Origin of the sequence: Stenotrophomonas beteli (genome assembly GCF_001431665.1) — a bacterium.
Taxonomy (GTDB): Bacteria; Pseudomonadota; Gammaproteobacteria; order Xanthomonadales; family Xanthomonadaceae; genus Stenotrophomonas; species Stenotrophomonas beteli.
The window spans coordinates 94,580-111,963 of the sequence record NZ_LLXV01000039.1 but is presented as its reverse complement, the minus strand read 5'-3'; the positions used below and the strand labels follow the sequence as shown (position 1 = coordinate 111,963).

Here is a 17,384-nt window from a genome sequence, read left to right as displayed (position 1 = left end):
TGCGGGTGCGAAGGCCGGCATCCCCATGTCGCATGCGGAGCGGGATACGGGCCTCAACCCTTCTTGATGACGGTGCGCTTGCCGATGGTGCTGGTCTTGCCCGCCGTTGGCCTGGCCAGACCGGGAATCAGGAAATCGGTGACCTTGTGGCCCTTGGATACCTTGGCCGCCAGCCAGCGCGGCATGCGCCCGCGGCCGCTCCAGGTCAGGCGCTTGTATTCCGGATCGCGATACTTGGGGGCGACTTTGGCCGATTTACGGCGGGCGGGTCTGCGCGCGGGCGCAGCGTCCTCCACAGCGTCATCGCCGAAGAGTTCTTCGAGGGTGTACCCGGCTTCGGCCGCGGCGGCCTTCAACAGGCGGCGCACTGCTGCCGCCGGGCGACGGGTGGTGATCAGGGCCCTGCGCTGTTCGGCAGCCACCACCAGGGCGCCCAGCTCGCGCAGGCTGAGCGATTCGATATCGATAGTCATGGTGGGGAAATTCTATGATGATTGACGGAATGTCAAGCCGACTTGAATTCTTCCTGCAAGTCGCAGCATTGAGGTTTCCTACGCGCGGCGACAGTATCTGCGATATCGGAAAAACGCGATCGGAGCCGCAGTCGTCACCTCACTTGGCTTTTGGCAATCGCCCTAGTACACGCAATTTTTCAATCGCCCGCGTAACGAATTTATTACTGAGCCTTAGCTCAACAGCAATGCGCTTGTGGTCATGGCGGGGCCAGTTCTGGAGTGGCCCCGCCGGGCAAGCAGAAAGTACCTGAGCCAGCACCGCCTCAGTGATCACTGTCGCTGCCTTCCTTCGACCGAGCTCGATCTCCGCCAGCAAGCCGTTCTCGAGCTTTCGTTGTGCATTGGAGATATCAGTTGTTGCCTTGGCAAAACCAATCCGAGTCAATACCGTCCCAGTCCAATCGAGCACTCGATTTGACTGCATCTCGATAACCAACTTGACCAAGCTAACAATACGCCCCACGGCAACGTCCAAGCGCCTCTGCGACTCGGTATCGATTGCAGGCAGCGACATTGCGCCGACAATGGGACGTGATAACGCCTTGAGCTCTATCAGCATCCTGTTGAGCGCTGGCGCATTCCCATATACTCCCAAGCTGGAGTGGTGTGCGTGGAAGGCCACGTAGTTTGAAACACCTTCCAGCTTCCCATTGAGATCCTGTACAAGCCGACTGACATCATTGACGTTTGCATTATCGATACTGATACACAGCTTTTCCCTCACGCCAGCCATTGCTGCCGAGAAGTCGCTCAATCGTCTGTCGCGATCACTTGTATGGAGAAGGAACAGGGTGGCCTGAGATCTTTCCGACGCCAACTTTCCTATGAAAAGCGCAACCGCAGCCAACCCGAAGAAGACCAGTCCGCAGGTTACGATTCGCCCGACGCCCACAGGCAGATAGTCACCATAGCCGAGCGACGTAAGAGTTACGACAGAGAAGTAAGCCGCATCGAGCAAGTCTGATTTCTGAGCCCCGGCTTGTTCGATTCCGTGTCCTTCCGGCGCAGTCGCGAAATAGATTGTTGAAGCCAGCAAGACGAAGACGCTGACTATCCACATGTCACGATAGGAGGCGCGTTCCAAGGTGCGCCCAATTCGACCCGGCATGTAGGGCTTGGAGTGGGGCTGCCCGATACCTGGACTTTGAGTAGGGCTCATCCATACCTCATGGCTACAGAGAATAAAATCTTGATAGGAAGGCTGCTTTTCTTCTTGAGCCAAGAGACACAGCCCTGACCGAATCAGATCTCAGTCTCTCCCCGGATCGTTTGGCGATAACCCTTGCTGTGCCAGAGCGCCACACGGGTTCAATCTAAGCCTGTGGACGTCATTGAACGCCGATGTGGTGGGCCCACCAGGATTCGAACCTGGAACCAAGGGATTATGAGTCCCCTGCTCTAACCGTTGAGCTATAGGCCCTGCGCAGCGCCACAGTGTAGTGGAGCCCGCCCCTGCCCGGCTACTCAGTCCTCAACAGCGAGCGCCTTGGCCCCCCTGCTCCAGCCTCACCTCGGCAATCTCCGCTTAGTGCTGCATCTGCCGCAGGTGCGCCTGGAACAGCGCCACAGTCCTTCTCGCTCTCGCTTTCAGCCCCATCTTCGCTCTCCTGCGATTCGTTGAACCTCTTCCGCCTCCTGTTGAGAGAGGCGACCGGATGCTTCAACACGGTCGTAGGGCCGCCCGCAGCTTTGCTCCTCGCGGAGTCTTGTATGGCTTGCGCGCCACCCGGTCAGAAACCTTGGGGCTCACCGGGATGGCGAGGGATACGGCTCGACCTTGGACTGCCTGCCGTTGCGCCAGACAGCCCGGCTACGAAGGTGTGTTGCGCACCTGCCAAGGACTGTGCAGAAAGGAAGGTAGAGGGCTCAATTGCTGATTGCGACACACTCTGGAAGAGCACGCAGCTTCCGGAAGTTCCAACGCTTTGAACGGACTGGGAATCCGACTGAGCGAGCGCGGCACCCAGGCAATTTCTGCGATCAGATTCCAACAGTCCTCAAAGCCAAGTGCGTCACAAAGCGCAGCGAAGATTGTACGAGCGGTCCGGTCATGGGAAACGCGGGAGATGGGTCATCCGAAATCATCCAAACCGCACACCCATCGCCGCTACCCGCTCGGCATTCACCGCCGCCAACGCACGCAACCCAGCCGCCCCCACACGCGCATCCCCCGCCACACGTTCCCAGAACTCAGTGGCCAGCGGTGCTGCCCAGCGCAGGTGTTCCAGTTCACCACTGCCACGCGGTGCCACTGCTTCCAAGGGTACGTCCTGCCGCAATACGCCCAGCCGCGACGGCGCCAGCGACATCGGCAGCATGTCGTACGTCGGCGCCAATGGCAGCACGCCGCGATCCACAAAGTGGAAGCCTACATTGCCCTGGTGCATGTCGCTGTTACCGATCAGGCGGCCGAATGCGTGCAGCCGCGCCATGGCCTGCACGGTGCGCGAAGAAAGCCAGCCCATCGCCTGTAGCTGCGCTCCGGCAGAGGGCCAGTCCAGGGTGGCCTCACCGGTGAACGCAGCCGACAGCGCCAGCAGCGAGACGAAGCCACGTCGACCCAGCAGATCGGCGGTGCGGTCGAAACGTTCCACCTCCAGGAAGGTGTGCGAGGGTGTCTGCAGCAGCTCGCTGCGGGCGGCATTCATGCCGGCGCCGCGCAGCGTCTGCAGGGCCAGGTGTTCGCAGACCAGCAGATCGGCCCAGCGCTGCGCAGCGTCGCCGCCATCGGGCTGGGCGAACTTCACCAGTACCGCGCGCCGGCCGGCCGCACTTTCCACGGTGGCGGTGAACTTGGGCTGCTCGCCGCCCGGTGATGAGCCCACGTCTTCGCCGGCCAAGGCGGCGCTGGCGCGCTCGGGGTACTGGCGCATGCGGTCGGCGGCATCCACGCGGTCCGGTGGTGCGTCCAGTGCCGCCAGGGCGGTCTGCACAGCTTCGCCGCCCAGCAGCAGATCGCCGATTTCGGTCCCACCGCCCTGCACCAGCGCCGTCAGCACATCATCTCGCTGCCATCGGTTGAGGTCAGTCGGCAGGCCGAGCGCACGGCCGCGGCCGTGGGCGAAGCCGCGGCCCAGGAATCCCTGCGGCCGCAGGTCGTCCAGGTACCAGGGCAGGCCCGGGAAGAAGCCGGGCAGGTTGCCATCGGGTGCACGCTGCAGGTTCGCCCGCGCGCGGCTGGCGTCCACGTGGAAGGTATCGCCACTGAGCGCGATCATCCGGCCCAGTTCTTCCAGCGTGGCATCTTCGCGCAGCCGGTACAGCGGCCATTCGCTGCCGGCGCGCGAGGGGTGGCGCAGCGCGTAGGCGGTCGCGCGGGTCTGGCCCAGCCGCACCACCTGGCCACCACTGCCGGCAACCAGGCGGCTGAGGGTCATGCGGTTCACGCCCAGCCGTTCGGCCAGGACCGACGTCGGCAATGGCTGGCCGGGGGAAAGCTGAGCGATCAGGTCCTGGGGCTGCAACAACGGGGGGCGGGCCATGGCGGGTCTGCCGGCAGAATAGTGTTACGTATTTAACGCAAATGCCGATCCTTCGCAAGCGATCTAATTTCTGTAATACCTTGTTCTACAAGCAATTAACGCAATGCCCCTGCCCCTATCCACGTTAATACTGTTACGTAACAACTTCGAATATAGATACTAATCTATTGCACGTAGCCCTATGCGTCGCCCAAAAAAAACCCCGCCGAAGCGGGGCTTTTCCAGCACATCAGCCGTCGCCAGATATCAATCGATATCCAGGAAGCTGCGCAGCTGCTCCGAGCGGCTCGGGTGACGCAGCTTGCGCAGCGCCTTCGCTTCGATCTGGCGGATGCGCTCGCGGGTCACGTCGAACTGCTTGCCGACCTCTTCCAGCGTGTGGTCGGTGTTCATGTCGATGCCGAAGCGCATGCGCAGCACCTTGGCTTCCCTCGGGGTAAGCCCGGCCAGCACGTCGCGCACGGTTTCAGACAGGTTGATGTTGGTGGTGTTCTCGATCGGGGACTCCACGTTGGTGTCCTCGATGAAGTCGCCCAGATGGGAATCCTCGTCGTCGCCGATCGGGGTTTCCATCGAGATCGGCTCCTTGGCGATCTTCATCACCTTGCGGATCTTGTCTTCCGGCATGTCCATTTCCTTGGCCAGCTCCTCCGGCGTGGCCTCGCGGCCATACTGCTGGAGCATCTGGCGGGAAATGCGGTTCAACTTGTTGATCGTCTCGATCATGTGCACCGGAATACGGATGGTGCGTGCCTGGTCGGCGATCGAGCGGGTGATCGCCTGGCGGATCCACCAGGTGGCGTAGGTCGAGAACTTGTAACCGCGGCGGTATTCGAACTTGTCCACGGCCTTCATCAGGCCGATGTTGCCTTCCTGGATCAGGTCGAGGAACTGCAGGCCACGGTTGGTGTACTTCTTGGCGATCGAGATCACCAGGCGCAGGTTGGCCTCGACCATTTCCTTCTTGGCCTTGCGCGCCTTGGCTTCACCGTAGGCCATGGCACGGCTGATTTCCTTCAGCTCTTCCAGGTCCAGCTGGGTCAGCGTCTCGATGTCGATCGTCGCCTGCTGTTCGGCGATGATCTGGTCCTTCACTTCGCGCAGCGCCGAGGACCACTTCTGCTTGCGCTTCAGTGCGTCTTCCACCCACTCCAGGTTGGTCTGGTTGCCTTCCCAGGAACGGATGAAGTCCTTGCGCGGCATGCGTGCGGTGACGGTGGCCAGGTTCAGCACGCGGCGCTCATGGGCCTTGATGTCGGCCATGGTGTCGCGCAGCTGCTTGGTCAGCACGTCGGTCAGCGGCAGCGGCAGCTTCAGGGTGACGAACACCGCCGACATTTCTTCGCGCAGGCGCGGCAGGTTCTTCTTGTCGCCCTTGGTCGCGGCCTTCTTGAAGGCGTTGAAGGCATCGGTCAGCGCCTGCATGCGCGCGGCGACTTCCTCCGGATCCGGACCGGTCGGTGCGGCTTCTTCCTCGCCACCGTCGACATCATCGTCCTCGTCCTCGTCGCCTTCGGCGTCGGCATCGCTGCTGTCATCGGCAGCGGCCGCCGGCGGCGCCGGCTCTTCGTCGGCCAGGTCGTTGAAGCCGACGATCACTTCGGCCAGGCGCTTCTTGCCTTCCTTGTGGGCTTCGTAGTCGTTCAGCAGCGACTCGACCGAGACCGGGAACTGGCCCAGTGCGGCCTGCACCTGCGAAAGGCCTTCCTCGATGCGCTTGGCGATGGCGATTTCGCCTTCGCGGGTCAGCAGCTCGACGGTGCCCATTTCGCGCATGTACATGCGCACCGGGTCGGTGGTACGGCCACCTTCGGTGTCGAGCGCGCTCAGCGCGGCGGCGGCTTCTTCGGCCGCGGTGTCATCGACTTCGCGGTTGCCGGTGTTGCCGTCGTTGAGAAGCAGGGTCTCCACATCCGGCGCAACTTCATGGACATCGATGCCCATGCCGTTGATCATGCCGATGATGTCTTCGATCTGTTCCGGGTCGACCATGTCGTCCGGCAGATGGTCATTGACTTCGGCGTAGGTCAGGTAGCCCTGTTCCAGGCCCTTGCTGATCAGTTGCTTGATTTCGGATTGGGCAGGACGTTCGTTGGCCATGTAGTGCTCGCGCCACCGGCTGGGTAGGAAATAGGGAACGTAGCATTATACCAGCCCGGGGCCCCGCCTGCCGGGCGGTGGTCCCGGCGGCTTCAGGGCCTGAGAAGGAAGGTCACAGGACCGTCATTGACCAGGCTGACGACCATATGGGCGCCAAATCGGCCAGTTTCCACCCCCGGGGCGTGATTTTCACGGCAGATCCCGACAAATCGATTGAACCCGCGTTCAGCCTCGTCCGGCGGGGCGGCGCTGGTGAAGCTGGGGCGCATGCCCGACCGGGTATCGGCGGCCAGGGTGAACTGGCTGACCAGCAGCAGGCCGCCGCCGGTATCGCGCAGCGAACGGTTCATCTTCCCGGCCTCGTCGGCGAATACCCGGTAGCCCAGCAGCCGCTCGGCCATCCGCTGCAGCTGGGCCTCGCTGTCGCCCGGCTCCATGCCGACCAGCGCCAGCAGCCCGGGGCCGATCTGCCCCACTGCTTCGCCCTCGACGTGGACGGCGGCTTGGCTGACGCGCTGGATCAGGACGAGCATGCGGGGGCTTCCAATCAAGACGGCCGGCCACGATAGCAGCGCCCTTGGCTAAACTGGCACCGATGAATCCGCAACGCAAAGCCCGGCTGGTCTACCGCGCCACCACCCTGTTCGCCCGCCTGCCCTGGCCGCTGCTGCGAGGGGTCGCGCGCGCCCTGGCGTGGGCGTGGATCAATCTCAACGCCCGTGAGAGCCGCGTCACCCGTCGCAACCTGGAACTGGCCTACCCGGAAATGGATGCCGCCGCGCGCGGCGACCTGCACCGCGAGCTGCTGCGCTCCACCGCCCTGCAGGCCATCGAGACCCTGCGACTGTGGAGCCAGAGCCCGGCCGACAACCTGCGCCTGCACCTGAAGCAGCGCCACGGCGAAGCCCTGTACGACGCGGCGCTGGCCAGCGGCAAGGGCGTGATCGTGGCCGCCCCGCACTTCGGCAACTGGGAGCTGCTGAACCAGTGGCTGGCCTCGCGCGGGCAGATCGCCATCGTCTACAAGCCGCCGGAGGACGAGGCCAGCGATGCCTTCCTGCAGCTGGTGCGGGGCGGCCAGAACGTGCAGCAGGTGCGCGCCGAAGGCCCGGCCGTGCGCCAGCTGTTCAAGGTGCTCAAGGACGGCGGCGCCACCGGCATCCTGCCTGACCAGCAGCCCAAGGCCGGCGATGGCGTGTTCGTGCCGTTCTTCGGCGTGCAGGCGCTGACCATGACCCTGGTCAACCGCCTGGCCGAGCGCACCGGCGCCATCGTGCTGTACGGCTGGTGCGAACGCATCGGGCCGGACATGGAATTTGCCCTGCACATCGAGCCGACGGATCCGGCGGTGGCCGATCCGGACCCGCAGGTGGCCGCCACCGCGCTCAATGCCGGCATCGAGCGCATCGCCCGGCGCGACCCGGCGCAGTACCAGTGGACCTACAAGCGCTATACGCTGCGGCCACCGGGCAGCGGCGAGGACGACCCGTACGCGACTGAGGAACATCCGCACTGAGGCCTGCCGGTTGCCTGCGACCGACGGCCGCACCATGTTGAATACGACGCTGGCGCCCCCATAGAGACTGCGATGTCCGCCTCCCCCGGTCCTGCCATGCCTGCTTCATCCCTGTTCGGCGACCCCGCCGCGATCCGCTGCGAACGCGCGGTGGCCGAACTGCGCGCCGGCCGCCCGGTGCTGCTCCACGATGGCCGGGGCCAGCGCCTGGCGGTCATCGCACTGGACAGCGCCACTGCCAGCAGCTTCGCCACCTTTGCCAACGCAGCGCGCGAGCGCCACTACCTGTTCCTGACCGCCACCCGCGCCCGCGTGCTCGGCGTGGAGGCACCGCAGGGCGCGCGCCTGCCGCTGGCCGGCATCGCCTTCGACGCGCTGCCCTCGCTGGGCTATCTGCGCGAGCCGGGCCCGATGCCGGCCGACTGGAGCGCCGGTGATGCCTTCGATGCCGGTGCGGTGGAACTTGCACGCCTGGGCCTGCTGCTACCGGCGATGGTGGCGGTAGGCCTGGAATCGGGCGACCGCAGCTTCGACGGTGCCGCCGAAGTGGCCCTGTGCGACCTGGCCGAGGGTGCGGCACACGCGGCCCACGACTACGAACTGGTGGCGCGTTCACCGGTGCCGCTGCGTGATGTCGGCATGACCACCTTCGCGGTGTTCCGCGGTGGTGTGGCGCAGCGCGACCAGGTGGCGATCATCGTCGGCGAGCCGGACCTGTCAGCGGTAGTGCCGGTGCGTGTGCACTCCTCGTGCCTGACCGGCGACCTGTTCGGTTCGCTCAAGTGCGATTGCGGCGACCAGCTGCGGCGTGGCCTGCGCAAGCTGAAGGAGTTGGGCGGCGGCGTGCTGCTCTACCTGGACCAGGAAGGCCGTGGCACCGGCATTGCCGCCAAGATGCGCGCCTACGGCTACCAGCACGACGGCCTGGACACCATCGACGCCGATGCGCAGCTGGGTTTCGGTGCCGACGAACGCCGCTACGGCAGCGCGGTGGCGATGCTGCGCGGCCTGGGCATCTCGCGCGTGGCCCTGCTCAGCAACAACCCGACCAAGGCGCAGCGCCTGCGCAATGCCGGCATCGAGGTGCTGGACTGCATTCCGGTCACCGGCGAGATCACCACCGAGAACGAGCACTATCTGCGCACCAAGGCCGACCGTGCCGGCCACCTGCTGGATGTGGATGCGCTGATCCAGGCTGCGCAGTAACGCAGCCGACCTGCTACCGTCTGCGCGGTGCGGCCACGGCCGCCATCGCCCGCCCTCCCGCCTGACGGAGCCTGCGTGACCGACATCGTTCCTGCCATCCCGCCCACCGCTGCCTGGCAGTCGCTGCCGCAACGCGCTGCGCGCCTGGCCGCATTTGAAGGCGCCTTCGGTGGGCTGTTCGTGCCAGGCCTGCCACTGGCGGCAGCCTGGTGGTTCTTCGATCTTCCCGGCGGCCTGTGGGCTGCATCGGCGGGACTGCTGGCGGGGCTGCTGTGCGGCGCCTGGCTGGGCCACCGGCGCCTCACCCGCACCCGTTGGCGGCTGGACGCACAGGGCCTGGGCCTGCGCCGCGACCTGATGTGGCAGCTGGAAACGCGCATTCCCGTTTCGCGGGTGCAGCACCTGGACCTGCGTCGCGGCCCGCTGGAACGCCGCGCCGGCCTGGCCACGCTGATCGTGCACACCGCCGGCACCCGCATGAGCGCCGTCACCGTCAGCGGCCTGGACGAAGCCGACGCCGAACGCCTGCGGGACACGCTGGCACACCAGCTGGAGCAGGACGCCGACGCCCTGTGAGCCTGCCGCCGCCCCTGCCCGCATCGCTGCCCGCCGGTGGCGAGGATCATCGCCTGCACCCGTGGTCGTGGCTGTTCGTGCTGCTGATGCAGCTGCGCCATTACTTCCTGCCGCTGGTCGCGCTGCTGGTGTTCGGCCAGCGCGGTGACCGCGATCCGATGTGGGCACAGCTGCTGCCGCTCTCGGCCATCGCCGTGCTGGTCCTGGTGTCGGTGCTTCAGTACCTGAGCTATCGCTACCGCATCGGCAGCGATGCGATCACCGTGCGCAGCGGATTGCTTGCGCGCAATCGTCGCGAGATTCCGTTCGCCCGCATCCACAATGTGGAGGTACGGCAGAACCCGCTGCATCGCCTGTTCGGCGTGGCCGAGCTGCGCCTGGAGTCGGCCGGCGGCACCCGCCCGGAAGCGGAAATGCGGGTACTGAAGCTGGACCAGGCGCTGGCGCTGGAGCGCCTGGTGCGCCAGCGCGGGCACGCGCCGCCGGCTGCCGGTAACCGCCTGCCGGCCGGCACCGCCGATGCGGGCGACGAACAGGTACTGCTGCGCCTGTCGAGCAGGGACGTGGTACGCATGGGCCTGCTCTCCAACCGCGGCTGGGCGCTGGTGCTGGCCGCCATCGGCGTGCTGTTCCAGGTCGTGCCGCGTTCACTGATGGACGATGCCCTGCAGCGCGGCGGCCGCGAGGCCTTCGGCTATGCCAGCCACCTGCACCCTGGCGTGGCCGGCGCCTTCGCGCTGCTGGCCGCTGCGCTGCTGCTGGGCTGGCTGGTACTGCGCGCGCTGTCGGTGGTGCTGACCGTGCTGCGCTATCACGGCTTCATCCTCGCCGAGCAGGCCGGCCGCCTGACCGTGTCGGCAGGCCTGCTCAGCCGCACCCGCAGCAGCGTGGCGCGTCGCCGCATCCAGGCCTGGACGCTGCGTGAGGGCACCCTGCATCGATGGTTCGGGCTGCGTCAGCTGCGTATCGACAGTGCCGCCGGTGGCCCGTCGCGCGAGGAGGACCGCGCGCTGCGCGAGCTGGCGCCGCTGGCTCCGGCGCCGCGCTGCGAGCAGCTGGTGCAGCAGCTGCTGCCGCACCTGCACTGGCCGCCCGCGCACTGGCAGGCGGTGCCGCAACGCGGTCGGTGGCGGCTGTGCGCGGGCGCCCTGGTGCTGGTGCCGGCACTGGCGGCGGCGGCCTGTTGGCGCTGGGGTGGTTGGGGCCTGATCGTGCTGGCCTGGTTGCCGGTCGCACTGTGGGTGGCGCACCAGCAGATGGCGCGCATCGGCTGGTACCTGGACGCGCACTACGTGGCAGTACGTGGCGGCTGGTGGAACCGCTGGTGGCGCTGGGCCGAACTGGACAAAGTGCAGGGCCTGCGGCTGCACCGCTCGCCGCTGGACAGGCTGCTGGGCACCAGCAGCCTGCAGCTGGACACCGCCGGTGCACACGGTGATGTGGCATTGACCCTGTCCTACCTGCCGCAGGCACAGGCGCGGCAAGTGATGGATCAGCTGGCCAGCGCGCTGGCACGGCGCCAGCTGCGCTGGTGATGCAGGGCCGGATCCGGCCTTGAATCAGGTAGTGAGCGGGGTCGCGCATCCACGCATGGCGTGGATCTACTGTAGAGCCGAGCCCATGCTCGGCTTACCGCTGCGACGGCCCCCAATAGCCCAGGTCCCTGCGGATCTGCAGGTCGCGCATCCAGCTGCCGAACGGCTTGCGCCGCAACGTGCCCATTTCACCTGACAGGAAATCCTCGGTGGCCGCGATCACCCGTTCGCTGGACAGGCCGTCACGGTAGGGATGGATGGCATCGGCATAACGCACGATCTCCGCTCTCAGCGCGGCGTCCGGGTGCAGCGCGCGCTGCAGCATCGCCACCAGCTGCGCAGGGTCGTCGAAGTCGATCATGTGCGGCTTCGGCACGCGGTTGCGGAACGTCACCACCGGCTTGTGCTGGACGATGAACTCCGAAACGATCGACGAGGTATCCGACACCAGCACGTCGGCCGCACGCTGCGCGGCCATCACCTGCTCGGGCTCGATGAAGCGCGCATTGGCACCGGCCAGCGCGCGGTACTGCTCGAACAGCTGCGGCGGGCACTTCGGATGCAGCGTCAGCAGCCAGTAGCGTTCACCGGCGGCGATGTCGGCGGCGATCTGCGCATGCAGGTGCGGGGCCGCACTGAGGCGTTCGGTGAAGGTCGAGCCGAACAGGATCACCGGGCGATCGCCCGCAGGCGCGCGCAGCGCGGCGCTGTCGCCGCCATCATCGCGGAACAGTGGATCCAGTTTCGGCCAGCCGGTCTCGGCCACCGCGAAGTGGCCCTGCTGATCGGCGATCTGGCGGAACGGCGCAGTGGTGGCCGGGCCCTGCGTGCAGTACAGGTCGAACATGCCGCGCACCCGGAAATGGCCACGTGCACTGTCACGCTTCTCCACGTTGAAGCCATGGAACAGCTGCACCTTGGCCCCGGACAGGAAGGTCGGCACCCAGTTGGCGGCGCTGAACACGGCGCGCGGACGCATCGCCAGGGCCTGCTTCAGTCCGATGTTGGGCACGCCCGGCAGGTGGCTGCCGGCCGCACCGTCTTCAAACCAGGCGGCCAGCTCCTGCCCGGAGGCGTGCAAGGCCTGCGCCAACGGGGCGAGAATAGGCAGCGCATAGCGCTCCGTCGCAAACAACAGGTAACCGGCCATCATGTCCTCCACGACCGCTCCCATCGAACGGCCTCGCATCTCGGCGTGCATTATCACGTTCAACGAGGCCGGCCGCATCGGCGACTGCCTGGCCTCGCTGGCCTTCTGCGACGAGATCGTGGTGGTGGACTCGCAGTCCACCGACGCCACCGTGGCCATCGCCGAAGCGGCCGGCGCCCGCGTGCTGCAACGGCGGTTCGAGGGGTTCCGCAGCCAGAAGGCGTTCTGCGTGGAGCAGGCCGGCCACGACTGGGTGCTGTGCCTGGACGCTGATGAGCGCATCAGCCCGGAACTGCGCGCGGCCATCGAACAGGCCCGCGACGGTGGCTTCGCCGGCCATGCCGGCTACCGCTTCGCGCGCCTCTCCGAATACTTCGGCAAGTTCCTGCGCCACGGCAACGCCTACCCGGACCGGGTGCTGCGCCTGTTCGACCGCCGCCAGGGCGGCTGGCGCGGCAAGCGCGAGATCCACGAGGCAGCCAGCGTCGATGGCCGCGTCGGCACCCTGCGCGGCGATCTGATCCACTATCCCTACCGCTCCCTGCAGCAGCAGCTGGCCAAGACCGAGAAGTACGCACGGATGATGGCCGAGCACGAGTTCGCACGCGGCAAGCGCGCCACCCTGGGCAAGCTGGTGCTGGCGCCGGCCTGGCGGTTCTGGCGCGGCTTCCTGTTCCGTGGCGGCTTCCGCGACGGCTGGCACGGCCTGGTCTACGCCTATGTACGCGCCAACTACGTACGGCAGAAGACCATCATGCTGTGGATGCTGGGCAACGGCCAGGCCGTGGCCGATCCGCCCGCCGCCTGACCGCCGCGTATCGGGTGGCGCTCAGCCGCCGAGGCGTGCCCGATGGCGCGCGCCTTCGACGATCGACAGGCCGGTCAGCAGGCCGACCAGGGTGACGTAGAAACTGGCCGTCATCTGGTGCGCGAACATCGACTGGGTCAAGCCGCAAAGGGCGTAGGTGGTCACCAGCATCACCCCGGCGGCGGCCGGACCACGGAACGTCGCCCGGCCACTGCGCCGGTGCAGGCGCACGAACAACCCGAGCGGAATGCCGTAGACCGCCAGCAACAGCGCCAGGCCCGGCGCCCCCTGGGTGGCCGCCCATTCGGCGATGTCGTTGTGCGCATGGCCCAGGTGGCAACGCGCCTCGGCCGGGTTGTCGCGGCAGACCGGCAGCCGCTGCATGGCGTTGTCGAAATGCCCGATGCCAACCCCGACCAGCGGGTGATCAACGAAGGTGTCCCAGGCCACCTGCAGGCGTTCCACGCGCGCGCCGGCCGAGGAATCGCTGTCGCCCTGCTCCATGCGCTGCACATCGCTGTGCAGTTCACTCAGGCGTACCTGGTGGCGCAGTTCCGGCACCGACAGCAGCAGTGTCGCGCCGATGGCCAGCATGCCTGCCAGCACAGACAGCCGCGCTGCACCGGTCCGCCAGCGCAGGCTCAGCGCCAACACCACCAGCAGCGCCAGCAACGCCGCAAAGACCCCGCGGCTACCGGTCAGGACGATGGTGCCGCAGCCGGCGGCCATGCCCACGATCACCAGCGACCAGCGCCGCGACGGGCGGCAGAACACCAGCAGCACCATCAGCACCATCACGATGTCGGCCAGCACGATGGCGTTGGTGAACAGTTCGGCGCGCGGCGCACCACCGAGTACCTGCCACAGCGACATGGCGAAGGTGGCCAGCAGACCGGTCAGCGCGCCGTACCAGAGCCAACGCAGGTCGGGACGCAGCGCGCAGACCCACAATGCGATCCAGGGGATCACCACGAAACGCGAACGATTGTCGACGTCACGCAGGCCCTGTTCGAACAGCAGCACCGATACCAGCCCCAATACCAGCACGGCCAGCATCAGCCCGGTCAGCACCTTGACCGGCTGCCCGGCCATGCCACGCGCACGCCACAGCAGCTCCGGCGCCAGCAGGGTACTGAGCAGCAACAGCAGGCCATACGGCAGCAGGTTGATCGGCACGGTCAATACCAGCGCCGGCAGGCAGAACAGGCCCAGTTGCGCCAGCCCGTGCGCAGCGCCCTGGCGCCCACCAACGGGAACGCCCAGCAGGTCGCCGCCCTTGGAATTCAGGTTGTCCGGTGAAGCTGGCACGTCGGGAGATATCGCTGCAATCTGCGGAATGAACGGAAGCGGCCCGCAGAGGCCGTTCCCGCCTGCTGTTTTACTGCCTTTGGCCGCACTTGGGCAGACTGGACAAGCAGAAATCGTAGGCGCTAGTCATGTTCCTGCAAGCGCCGTTCACGTTCCCGCTCGGCCGGGGTGGCCACGCACGGCAGGCTGACCGCTGCCGCAGGCACCAGCCACCAGCGGCGCCGGTTGGCCACGCCGGCCAGTTCCGCACGACTGCGGTCGACGCATGACAACAAGGCGTGCTCATTGACCAGCAGCCAGCGACGGTCGGGTACCAGTCGCTGCCAGCGGGTCGCGGCCGCCAGCTGCGCGTACCAGGGGGTCTGGAAACCGAACGTGGCGGCCGGGCGGTCGGCCAGCAGCAGGTTCTGTTCCTTCCACGCCACCAGCCCCAGTTCCGCGTCCGGGCCGATGCGGGTGCCCACGGTTCGCATCAGCCCGTGAGCGGAACTGGAATCGTTCAACAGCGGGTAGCCGATCAGGCTGTACAGCGTCCAGATCCCGGCCAGGGTCGAGACCAGCGCGAGGTGACGCCGGCGCCCGCTGGCCAGCAGGCTGAAGCCCCCCCACAGGCCCATGGCCAGAATCGCCCACGCCAGCGCGTCGACCGCCCCGGGCGTCAACCCGCGGCTGTGTGTCAGCCGCAGTTCGTAGCCCGGGTTCCCCAGCAGCGCCAAGGCTCCGGCCACGGCCAGGCCCAACGCCAGCAATGCGGTGAACACGCCCACCACGGCCTGCACGTCACGCCGCTTCAGCAGGCCCGGCAACAACGGCGCCAACGCCAGGCAGAACATCGGCAGCGCCGGCAGGATGTACACATCGCGCTTGCCGTCGGGCAGCGAGAAGAACAGCACCACCAGCAGCCACCAGGCCAGCGGCAGCAGGTAGCGCGGGTCGCGGCGGCGCAGGCGCCGGCGCCACGCCGGAAGTGCCCAGGGCAATGCCAGGACCGGCGGAATCCACAGCAGCGGCATCGTTGCCAGGAAGTACCAGCCGGGCTGGTGGTGGTCCCAGGAATGGGCGTAGCGCCGTGCCGTCTGCTGGAACAGGATGTCGTCGACGTAGGCCCGGTACGCGTCCGAACCGGTGGCCAGCGCCGCCAGCAGCATCGGCGCCAGCCACAACGCCACGGCCAGCACGAAGGCCAGCGGTGCCAGCCAGAAGCGCGGATTGCGCGCGTGCAGGTGCAGCCGCGGCCAGTGCAGCGCTGCAGCCAGCGCCGCCGGCACGAGCATCAGCAGCGCCAGCATGCCCACGCCTTTGGTGATCACCCCGATACCGGCGAAGAACCAGCCCAGCCACCACCAGCGCCAGGCTGGGCCGAGCAGCAGGTGGCGCAGCAGGCCGTAGTTGGCCAGGGTGATGAACAGCAGCAGCAGCGCGTCGATCTGCGCCTTCTTCGCCTGGAAGGTGAACTGCAGCGCGAACAGCAGGGCCCAGCCCGCATACAGCCCCACCCGCCGCGTCCACAGCCGGCGGCCCAGATCCACCACGCACCACAGCGTGCCCAGCGCCGCCAGCAGCGACGGCACCAGGAAGGCCACGCGCCAGTGCCCGATCAGGCTGTACAGCGTCGCCTGCCACCACATCAGCATCGGTGGCTTGTCCGAGTACAGCTCGGTGCCACGATGCGGGAACAGCCAGTGCCCGCTATCGACCATCTGCTTGGCCACCAGCGCGAAGCGTGGCTCGTCCGACGGCCACGGATCGCGAAGGCCAAGCCCGGCCCCCAGCACCAGCAGGGCCATCACCGCCAACAACCAGGTCTCGCGCGACGCGCGGGTTTTCAGCATGGGACTCGCAACGGCAGCGGGGGTCAGGCCGTTTTTAGCAGACGTGCGTAGAAGAATCCGTCAGCATCGTTGTCACCAGGCAGTCGTTGGCGTGCGATACCGTCACAATCCAGGCCGAATGCGTCGCCCAGTGGTTGCGCCTGCGCATCCGGATGCCACTTCAGGAACGCCCTTACCTGGTCGACGTTCTCGGCGCGCAGGATCGAACAGGTGGCGTACAGCAGCACCCCGCCCGGGCGCAGCATCGACCAGCAGGCTTCCAGCAGGCGTGCCTGCACACCGACCAGGGCCTCGATGTCCTCGGCGCGGCGGTGGAACATCACGTCCGGTTGCCGGCGGATCACGCCGGTGGCCGAACACGGGGCGTCCAGCAGAATGGCGTCGAACAGGGTGCCATCCCACCACGAACCGGGGTCACTTGCGTCAGCCACCCGGGTCTGCGCAGCGTCACCCACGCCGGTACGCACATAGGTATCGCGGGCGCGCGCCAGGCGACGGGCATCGATATCCAGGGCCAGCAGCTGCAGGCTCGGGTCACGTTCCAGCAGGTGCGCCGACTTGCCACCGGGGGCCGCACAGGCGTCCAGCACACGGGCGCCGCGCGCCGGTGCCAGTGCGTCGGCAGCACATTGCGCCGACAGGTCCTGCACCGACAACGCACCGTCGGCGAAACCCGGCAGCTGGTTCACCGCGATGGGCGTCGCCAGGCGCAGCGCATCGGCACAGAGCGGGCTGGGCTCGGCGACGATACCGGCCTCGGCCAGCACCGCCAGGGCCTTGTCGCGGCCCCCGTGTTGGCGGTTGGCACGCAACCACAGCGGTGCCGGTTGCAGGCTGGCGGCGAAGATCGCCTCGGCCTGGGCCGGCCAGTCCCGCTGCACGGCATCGGCCAGCCACTCGGGAAACGCCTCGCGGGCCGGCTGCTCGGGGAACCCTTCGCGCTGCGCACGGCGCAGGATCGCGTTGACCAGGCCGGCCTGGCGCTCGCGGCCCAGCGCGCGGGCGGCGTCGACGGTGGCCGACAGCGCCGCATGGGCCGGCAGTTCCAGCACGTCCAGCTGGGCGAAACCGACCATCAGCAAAGTGCGCAGGTCGGCATCGCGCACCGACAGCGGCTTCTGCATCCACGACTGCAGCGCTGCGTCATAGGTGCTGCGCCGGCGCAGCACGGCGAAACACAGGGCTTCCAGCAGCGCGCGGTCACGGGTATCGGCCAGCTTGGGCAGGGCCCAGGCCAGTTCGGCTTTCAGCGAACGGCCACGGGTGAATACCTGCGCCAGCACGCGCGCGGCCAGCATGCGGGTCGCGGCGCCCGGCGCGGCCTTGGCGATGGAGAAATCGTTCTGCTTCGACACC

At 67.1% G+C, this 17,384-nt stretch carries 14 protein-coding genes and 1 tRNA gene; 5 read left to right on the top strand and 10 right to left on the bottom strand.

Annotated features, from left to right (window positions below; translation table 11 throughout):
* Nucleotides 1-53: 53 nt before the first annotated feature.
* The 6 genes from ARC23_RS10485 to dtd form a co-directional block, all read right to left on the bottom strand.
* Nucleotides 54-473, bottom strand: coding sequence for an H-NS histone family protein (locus ARC23_RS10485; RefSeq protein ID WP_057497181.1), 420 nt, complete (start codon nucleotides 471-473; stop codon nucleotides 54-56).
* Between the two features lie 139 nt (nucleotides 474-612).
* The gene (locus ARC23_RS10480; protein WP_080393065.1) at nucleotides 613-1,674 is read right to left on the bottom strand and encodes a potassium channel family protein; all 1,062 of its coding nucleotides are present in this window, start codon (nucleotides 1,672-1,674) and stop codon (nucleotides 613-615) included.
* A gap of 185 nt (nucleotides 1,675-1,859) precedes the next feature.
* Nucleotides 1,860-1,935: transfer RNA gene (locus ARC23_RS10475), tRNA-Ile, on the bottom strand.
* A gap of 661 nt (nucleotides 1,936-2,596) precedes the next feature.
* Entirely contained in the window at nucleotides 2,597-3,997 is a 1,401-nt protein-coding gene (gene yjjJ, locus ARC23_RS10470; RefSeq protein ID WP_057497179.1) for a type II toxin-antitoxin system HipA family toxin YjjJ, read from the bottom strand.
* Nucleotides 3,998-4,243: 246 nt separating this feature from the next.
* A complete protein-coding gene (gene rpoD, locus ARC23_RS10465; protein ID WP_057497178.1) occupies nucleotides 4,244-6,097 on the bottom strand; it encodes an RNA polymerase sigma factor RpoD in 1,854 nt (617 codons plus the stop codon).
* Nucleotides 6,098-6,189: 92 nt separating this feature from the next.
* A complete protein-coding gene (dtd, locus tag ARC23_RS10460) occupies nucleotides 6,190-6,630 on the bottom strand; it encodes a D-aminoacyl-tRNA deacylase (RefSeq protein ID WP_057497177.1) in 441 nt (146 codons plus the stop codon).
* Nucleotides 6,631-6,692: 62 nt separating this feature from the next.
* On the opposite strand from dtd, the gene ARC23_RS10455 reads away from it, so the two are divergent.
* The 4 genes from ARC23_RS10455 (at nucleotide 6,693) to ARC23_RS10440 (ending at nucleotide 10,930) form a co-directional block, all read left to right on the top strand.
* The gene (locus ARC23_RS10455; protein ID WP_057497176.1) at nucleotides 6,693-7,613 is read left to right on the top strand and encodes a lauroyl acyltransferase; all 921 of its coding nucleotides are present in this window, start codon (nucleotides 6,693-6,695) and stop codon (nucleotides 7,611-7,613) included.
* Nucleotides 7,614-7,685: 72 nt separating this feature from the next.
* Complete coding sequence (gene ribA / locus ARC23_RS10450) at nucleotides 7,686-8,819, top strand: GTP cyclohydrolase II RibA (RefSeq protein ID WP_057497175.1); 1,134 nt, start codon at nucleotides 7,686-7,688, stop codon at nucleotides 8,817-8,819.
* A 75-nt stretch (nucleotides 8,820-8,894) separates the two neighbouring features.
* On the top strand, nucleotides 8,895-9,395 hold the full coding sequence (locus ARC23_RS10445) for a PH domain-containing protein (protein WP_057497174.1): 501 nt from the start codon (nucleotides 8,895-8,897) through the stop codon (nucleotides 9,393-9,395).
* Nucleotides 9,392-10,930 (top strand): PH domain-containing protein, encoded by a 1,539-nt coding sequence (locus ARC23_RS10440; RefSeq protein WP_057497173.1) that lies wholly within the window; start codon nucleotides 9,392-9,394, stop codon nucleotides 10,928-10,930. The genes ARC23_RS10445 and ARC23_RS10440 overlap by 4 nt, the downstream gene beginning before the upstream one ends.
* Nucleotides 10,931-11,024: 94 nt before the next feature.
* Here ARC23_RS10440 and ARC23_RS10435 read toward each other — a convergent pair whose 3' ends face one another.
* The gene (locus tag ARC23_RS10435) at nucleotides 11,025-12,083 is read right to left on the bottom strand and encodes a CDP-glycerol glycerophosphotransferase family protein (RefSeq protein ID WP_057497172.1); all 1,059 of its coding nucleotides are present in this window, start codon (nucleotides 12,081-12,083) and stop codon (nucleotides 11,025-11,027) included.
* Between ARC23_RS10435 and ARC23_RS10430 the strand changes: the two genes are divergently transcribed.
* Nucleotides 12,082-12,888, top strand: a complete 807-nt coding sequence (locus tag ARC23_RS10430) for a glycosyltransferase family 2 protein (protein ID WP_057497171.1) — start codon at nucleotides 12,082-12,084, stop codon at nucleotides 12,886-12,888. The genes ARC23_RS10435 and ARC23_RS10430 overlap by 2 nt on opposite strands.
* A gap of 21 nt (nucleotides 12,889-12,909) precedes the next feature.
* Here ARC23_RS10430 and ARC23_RS10425 read toward each other — a convergent pair whose 3' ends face one another.
* The 3 genes from ARC23_RS10425 to rsmB form a co-directional block, all read right to left on the bottom strand.
* Nucleotides 12,910-14,154, bottom strand: coding sequence for an O-antigen ligase family protein (locus tag ARC23_RS10425; protein ID WP_238985231.1), 1,245 nt, complete (start codon nucleotides 14,152-14,154; stop codon nucleotides 12,910-12,912).
* Between the two features lie 164 nt (nucleotides 14,155-14,318).
* Nucleotides 14,319-16,028, bottom strand: a complete 1,710-nt coding sequence (locus tag ARC23_RS10420) for an ArnT family glycosyltransferase (protein ID WP_057497170.1) — start codon at nucleotides 16,026-16,028, stop codon at nucleotides 14,319-14,321.
* 23 nt (nucleotides 16,029-16,051) lie between these two features.
* The gene (rsmB, locus tag ARC23_RS10415; RefSeq protein ID WP_057497169.1) at nucleotides 16,052-17,383 is read right to left on the bottom strand and encodes a 16S rRNA (cytosine(967)-C(5))-methyltransferase RsmB; all 1,332 of its coding nucleotides are present in this window, start codon (nucleotides 17,381-17,383) and stop codon (nucleotides 16,052-16,054) included.
* Nucleotide 17,384: the final 1 nt, after the last annotated feature.